Source organism: Bacillus glycinifermentans (assembly GCF_001042475.2).
Classification (GTDB): domain Bacteria; phylum Bacillota; class Bacilli; order Bacillales; family Bacillaceae; genus Bacillus; species Bacillus glycinifermentans.
The window spans coordinates 1-5709 of sequence record NZ_LECW02000018.1; the positions used below are offsets into that span (position 1 = coordinate 1).

The following is a 5709-nucleotide window of genomic DNA, read 5'->3' on the forward strand; positions in this document are numbered from 1 at the left end:
CGAGAGTGACGAATCAACTTTCGACGATATACACGAGCAACATTGCGATCGAACGGCTGCCGGACGTTTTCGGAGAGCAACGTCTGACGGACCGGATTCGTGACCTATGCCGCGTAATTGAATTCGAAGGAGAATCGAAAAGGGGGCTGCGGAGATGAAAGCCGACATCACTTTCGGAGACTTGGTCGCAGTAGACGGATACCCGGACCGCATTTTCTACGTTGATGCGCGCAGGAAAGTCGAAGAAGAGGACGATACCGGCGTCTCTACCTACGTCGAGTTCGATCTGACGGACGCAATCAACGGCGAATGTATTGTCGCTGATTCGGATGACTTGCGGTTGGTCTGCCGCAAACAGTACGCCGAACGATTCCTTGACGATTTTGATTACGAAAATTATCCGGAGCCGGAGGGGACGGCGTTTCATTTTGCGGAGTTACCAAATGAAGATCTTGTAACTAAGATTCGCGAAGGAATCGAAAAGGCGTGGGGTGACATGACGAAAAATCAAGCGAAAGACAATACGAAGAAAATCGATGAGCTGCTTGATAAGTACATCGATTTTATGACGCTTATGAGCTGATTGGTGACGAGGACTATAAGTCGTATGCTGATGGAGTTCTGGCGAAATTAAAGCGGGAGGTCGAGCGATAATGAGAGAGTTCAAGTTTAGAGCGTGGAATGCTCCACTTAAAAAAATGGATTACAGCCCTTTAAATGCAGTTGGTTTTGATGGGAAAGTATATTACGGGAATGCGGATATAACGGGATTTTTCGAAAATATTATGCAATACACCGGATTGAAGGACAAAAACATCCGGGAGATTTACGAAAAAGACATCGCTGAGGAATCCTATATAAATCCTATGACCGGTAAAAAAGTGGTTGATCGTTATGTGATCGAATGGGAAAACGGTATCCACAAAATGAAATACATCGGCAATCAAAAAGGGGCGGATAGGTACCTTTGGATGCGACTTGACGAAATCGAAATCATCGGCGACGTATATCGAAATCCCGAGTTATTGGAGGCGGAATAATGTACCGTCTACTTTATCCGTTAAAGTGGACGTTTGCGGCGCTTGAATGGTCGTTTGATCGAATCGTTACAGTTGCGGAATTTTTAGCGGATATGTTCGGTGAAGCCTATGATTTCTTCCGTATTCGAATTGAAATCGCGGAACAGCGGAAAAGAGGCGTCCGAGTGATTTACGTTAAGAGAGTGAGGAGGGATCGCGGATGAACTACGGAGTCTTAATGCTATCGAAGGTGATCGAACAGAACGAACCGAACGCACTGCTACGGTTTAATATCTCTGCGGAAGACTTACCGACGGAAGGCGAACGCAAGGCACTACGATACATCACGGAATACGCAGAGAAACACGGAGGCCGGGCGCCGACTGCCGAAATGGTGGCGAATGAGGTGCCGGACTTCCAGCCGGATTTTAACATCGAGGCCAGTTACGATTACCTTGCGGAGAAATTGAAAAATCGAGCAGCGATGTTGGAATTCGCAGAACTTGCGGAAAAAGAGCTTCCGGAGCGCTTTAATAATTCGCAAGATAGTCCGGAAGAATTATTTTCATGGTTGACGGATGAACTCGAAAGGATTAAAATTAGAACAAACGTTCGTGATACGATCGGTATCGATATAAAACGAGATATCGACAAGTTCAAAGCCGAATATGAAAACCGCAAAGCTGGCGAGTCTTTCCGGATCTGGCGCAGCAAGTTCGACTTCATAAACCGTGCTATGGGCGGCTATGTTTCATCGAACGTATACGTCATTTATGGGAAATCCGGCCGGGGAAAATCGGCCATAGCGTTAGAGGAGATGATTAACTGTGCGATGCAGGGGGCGAACGTACTAATTTGGTCGATGGAGATGGGCTGGTACGAGGTTCTTGTCCGGCTCTACGTTTCAATTTCTGGAGAGTTCGGAATCGATAACAATCCGTTAGAAGATGTTGACTTGGATATCGGAATCGAATATACAGGCCCCGGCGGATTTAATTCGCGCGATGTTAGACAGGGCAAGCTTTCCGAAGAGTTTGAGGCCGGATTTATGGAGTTCCTCGACAAGATAAACGAACTGATTCCGGGGAACATTATCGTTCGTGCTGTGGATGACGAGAATTTCAACTCCCGGAAGCTCCGCGATTTAAAATCGGACATTATCGAAACGAAAGCCGACGTCGTGCTCATCGATCCCTTTTACTATCTCGATTACGAAAAGAACACGTCAAAGACGGCGGGCGGAGACGCGGCCGAGACTTCGAAGAAACTCCGCCGTCTAGCAGGACAAACAAAAACGACTGTCTTTGCGTTGACGCAAGCGGAGGAAGGCGATGGTAAAGACGCAGACTCCGAATTAAAGCTTCCACAGCGTAAAGACGTCAAGAAAACGAAAGCGTTGCTCGAAGATGCTGCGCTATTGATTGCTGTTGATACGAACGCAGAGGAAGGACGGGGTCTTATCGGACTAAATAAAGGCCGGGACGGTGGCGAAGGAAAGAGCGCCGAGATTATATATCTGCCACAAGTGGGCGTGATTAAGCAGCTTGTCGAAGTCGTCGAAGAATCATCCGATGTGCCTTTTAATTTCTAAGACGTTGGAATTTATTGGATAATATTGTCAACATTTTCCGAGATTCTTTCGACAAATTCCGAAGGATTTTTTAAAAATTAGGACGTAATATATAGAACAATCCGGTTTTTAGTTCGAAAGGAGTGAGACGAAAGTGCCGACATTGACGTTAAACGGGCGCCCGGTCGACGTTGATATACGATATGAGCTCGAACAGTTCGAATGGACGCGGCCAACATGGACGGATGAGCGATTGCTGGCCGCAAGTCCTTTCCGTTATGATCGAACGCCGAGTTTTTACGTATATCTCGAAGACACAGCGACCGCAAAGGCCGGTTATTGGGGAGATAGCGGCTATTATGACGCAGAGTATGCGCGGGGTGGCTTCGTAAAGCTACTCGCCTTCTTGCGCGAAGAAACCGAAGAAGAGACGGTCGAATACCTCATCGATTCGTATGCGCCGGAATTGGAAGACGGAAAGCTCACGCTGAGGATGCCGAAGCTAAAGATCGCCAAGAATCGCGAATCGTTGAGCGAATCGATTCTCGACGACGTGGCTGCGGATCCTAACGATTATTTAAACAACCGCGGGATCATGCCGGCTGTCCAGCGGCTAATGAACGTCGGAATGGTTGGCGGTGCGGTTGCGCTGCCTTGGCGGTTGCCGAACGGGCGGCTTGCTAACGTAAAGTACCGGTCAACGCGGGGCAAGGCGTTCTGGTACGTCAAAGGCGGCTGGCCAATACGGGACCTTGTTTACGGAATGAACGTCGTATATGATCGGCGGCTGACACGCGTTGTCTTATGCGAGGCGGAGATCGATGCGCAATCGTGGATGACGGCGGGAGTGCCGGCGATCGGGACCGGTGGGTCTTCGTTCAACCAACGGAAAGCGGATATCATCGTCCAGTCTCCGATCGAACACGTAACAATCGTGACGGATAACGATAAGGCTGGCGAGAAGTTGCGTGCGGAGGTCGAGCGTTATTTATACGGGAAAGTCGGACTGGCACACGGGTATATTACGGAAGGAAAGGATGCGAATGAACTATTGATTGCGAAGGGAAGAGCGGAGTTGAAGGCGGTGTATGAGCGTGCGGAGGACGTTAAGAGCTGGCGTCTGGAGTTACCTAAACGGGTAAGTTTTTCGTTGACGGGCGACACTTAATCCCGTCAACGACCGACTACCGATTAGTCTTCGACGATCCATTCATACAGGTCGTCCATATCTCCTTAAAAAGAATGTATGTTCGCTTTTTAGGTTAAAAAGAATTGTCAAACCACTCTATTACACCAAGTGGTTCAAAACAAATGGTGTATCCACCATAGTTAACAGTAGCACCGTATTTTTCTTTATAGCGCTTAATGGCGTCGTCTAAAAATTCTTCTGTAATCTCAAGGTACTGAGCAAGCTCATACCTATTTCTTATAGCTTCTTTGTGGGCTTGAACAATTTTGGACAAAGGTACTAGCTTTTCGTAAGCCCACGTTCTCGCAATTTTTTCTTGTCTTCGCTTTTCAATTGTATCTTGATCAACTATATCCCCACTCGATGTATAATAATGACCAAGTTCTTCGGCAAGTATGCAAGTTTTTTCATAAGAGGTCTCCATGTTTTTATTAATCAAAATAACATTTTTTGAGTACAATCCCTTGAGTCTATGAGGCATTTGTTTTTCATAGGTGTCTATACCAAGGTGAGTAGCCTCCGAAAGTAATGTTTCGTACATCTCAACTACTCCTGTTGTTTTCTTTTTAAGCGGACAAACTCTTTGAAACGTTCGATCTCCCTTAACTCTTCTTCTGTCCAATCTTCACCATCGTGATGAGCGGCTATAGTATCTATGTCGTATTGGCCTTGTATTTTCGGATCATCGGTACGGCCAAGTAGGTAGTCAACAGATACATTGAAGTAGTCGGCTACTTTTTTGAGTTTGTCACTCGAAGGGTTATTCTGCTTCCATGAATAAGTAGAGTTTTTTCCGAATCCTACATTTTCTTCTAGTCTTGAGAGGCTTATGCCTCGATCTTTACAAAGTTTTTTAACTCTTTCAAACGTAATCATATCAACCATCCTTAATGGCTCATGAAAACAAACTAAAGAAATCTTTAAAAAACAAGTTGACATTTAAAGAAATCTTTAATAAACTGTGTTCATAAGCTATTTATTCAGCTTCTTAGACACTACAAATTAAAGCCTTAAGCTACGTCTCCCAACGTTTCAGGCTGTTTTTGTAGGGTTTATTTAGATATGTCTATACTCTACAATATTCTTTAATTTATGTCAACAAAAAGCTAAATAATTAGCAAAAAAAAATAAAGATAAGAAAAAATTCCGGAAACGATGTCCCAAAAGTAAATGCCAACTACGTGTTATATAGTGTAGGGCAAAGGAGGAAAAACATTTGAAAGAAAAACAATTGAATAGGATTAAAATTGCTTTGGAGAGCGGTGCCGTTCCATATGTCATAAGGGAGTCAGAAAGAATCGCTCATCTAATTCCAGATTTCACTTCTTTTGAGCAAGAATGCTATTGGCGAATCGGAAAAGCTTTGTTGGCATTCAGAGACAACGGGAGAGAGAAGAAAGCTCTCATTCAAAAGATAATCAGAAGTGTAAGAGCTGACTTTTTAACCGGGAAAAAGAGAAGAATCAGATACGACACCTCATTCGAAGGTGAGGATGGAACTGTATGGGAACCTGAAGACATTTCGGCGAACGTCGTAGGCGAGGTTTTATTAAAAGAAAAGATCGCCCTGTTGGCGCAGGACGATCCACGAAAAAAAACGATATTGGCAATTTGGAACCGAGGATGCACAAACGATTCGGAAATATCATCGCTTTTGGCGAAGCGATTTGGCGGAAATCCCGAGTCTCATCGTAAGTTCATCCGGCGGTTCAGGGTACACTGTCAGAACCAACTAACAGCATAAAGTTTCTTTCTAAAACGCAACTAGCCTCGGAGGGCGTAGTTACATCCTCATCATATCTAATCTGTTGGCAAAAGACAAGCGAACAGTATGCGAACACACCCTCCGAACTAGTACGTTTTACCTAAAATATATGGAGGCGAACGTACTATGAATATCCCCAAAATTACCGATTTCAATACGTATCCAG

The 5709-nt window shown here is 45.1% G+C and carries 8 protein-coding genes; 6 read left to right on the top strand and 2 right to left on the bottom strand.

All coding sequences use genetic code 11. The features are described 5' to 3' along the window. The first annotated feature begins 154 nt into the window (after positions 1 to 154). The 5 genes from AB447_RS11600 (at position 155) to AB447_RS11620 (ending at position 3757) form a co-directional block, all read left to right on the top strand. The gene (locus AB447_RS11600; RefSeq protein WP_241494774.1) at positions 155 to 583 is read left to right on the top strand and encodes a hypothetical protein; all 429 of its coding nucleotides are present in this window, start codon (positions 155 to 157) and stop codon (positions 581 to 583) included. Between the two features lie 70 nt (positions 584 to 653). Further along, complete coding sequence (locus AB447_RS11605) at positions 654 to 1040, top strand: YopX family protein (RefSeq protein WP_048356008.1); 387 nt, start codon at positions 654 to 656, stop codon at positions 1038 to 1040. Beyond that, the gene (locus AB447_RS11610) at positions 1040 to 1243 is read left to right on the top strand and encodes a hypothetical protein (protein WP_048356009.1); all 204 of its coding nucleotides are present in this window, start codon (positions 1040 to 1042) and stop codon (positions 1241 to 1243) included. The genes AB447_RS11605 and AB447_RS11610 overlap by 1 nt, the downstream gene beginning before the upstream one ends. Next, on the top strand, positions 1240 to 2610 hold the full coding sequence (locus AB447_RS11615; protein ID WP_048356010.1) for a P-loop NTPase family protein: 1371 nt from the start codon (positions 1240 to 1242) through the stop codon (positions 2608 to 2610). The genes AB447_RS11610 and AB447_RS11615 overlap by 4 nt, the downstream gene beginning before the upstream one ends. 133 nt (positions 2611 to 2743) lie before the next feature. Further along, the gene (locus AB447_RS11620) at positions 2744 to 3757 is read left to right on the top strand and encodes a toprim domain-containing protein (protein WP_057957579.1); all 1014 of its coding nucleotides are present in this window, start codon (positions 2744 to 2746) and stop codon (positions 3755 to 3757) included. A gap of 94 nt (positions 3758 to 3851) precedes the next feature. Here the strand turns inward: AB447_RS11620 and AB447_RS11625 are convergent, their stop codons facing one another. Together AB447_RS11625 and AB447_RS11630 are read right to left on the bottom strand one after the other, a co-directional pair. Continuing rightward, the gene (locus AB447_RS11625) at positions 3852 to 4319 is read right to left on the bottom strand and encodes an ImmA/IrrE family metallo-endopeptidase (protein ID WP_048356587.1); all 468 of its coding nucleotides are present in this window, start codon (positions 4317 to 4319) and stop codon (positions 3852 to 3854) included. A 5-nt stretch (positions 4320 to 4324) separates the two neighbouring features. Beyond that, on the bottom strand, positions 4325 to 4654 hold the full coding sequence (locus AB447_RS11630) for a helix-turn-helix domain-containing protein (RefSeq protein WP_048356586.1): 330 nt from the start codon (positions 4652 to 4654) through the stop codon (positions 4325 to 4327). Positions 4655 to 4994: 340 nt separating this feature from the next. Between AB447_RS11630 and AB447_RS11635 the strand changes: the two genes are divergently transcribed. Continuing rightward, positions 4995 to 5522 carry a hypothetical protein gene (locus AB447_RS11635; protein ID WP_048356585.1) on the top strand — a complete coding sequence of 176 codons (528 nt, stop codon included), beginning with the start codon at positions 4995 to 4997 and terminating at the stop codon, positions 5520 to 5522. Positions 5523 to 5709 lie beyond the last annotated feature (187 nt).

Excerpts from the sequence above, each read along its gene's own strand:
- AB447_RS11600 (WP_241494774.1), top strand. The coding sequence starts at position 155 with ATGAAAGCCGACATCACTTTCGGAGACTTGGTCGCAGTAGACGGATAC.
- AB447_RS11605 (WP_048356008.1), top strand. The coding sequence starts at position 654 with ATGAGAGAGTTCAAGTTTAGAGCGTGGAATGCTCCACTTAAAAAAATG.
- AB447_RS11610 (WP_048356009.1), top strand. The coding sequence starts at position 1,040 with ATGTACCGTCTACTTTATCCGTTAAAGTGGACGTTTGCGGCGCTTGAA.
- AB447_RS11630 (WP_048356586.1), bottom strand. The coding sequence starts at position 4,654 with ATGATTACGTTTGAAAGAGTTAAAAAACTTTGTAAAGATCGAGGCATA.
- AB447_RS11615 (WP_048356010.1), top strand. The coding sequence starts at position 1,240 with ATGAACTACGGAGTCTTAATGCTATCGAAGGTGATCGAACAGAACGAA.
- AB447_RS11625 (WP_048356587.1), bottom strand. The coding sequence starts at position 4,319 with ATGTACGAAACATTACTTTCGGAGGCTACTCACCTTGGTATAGACACC.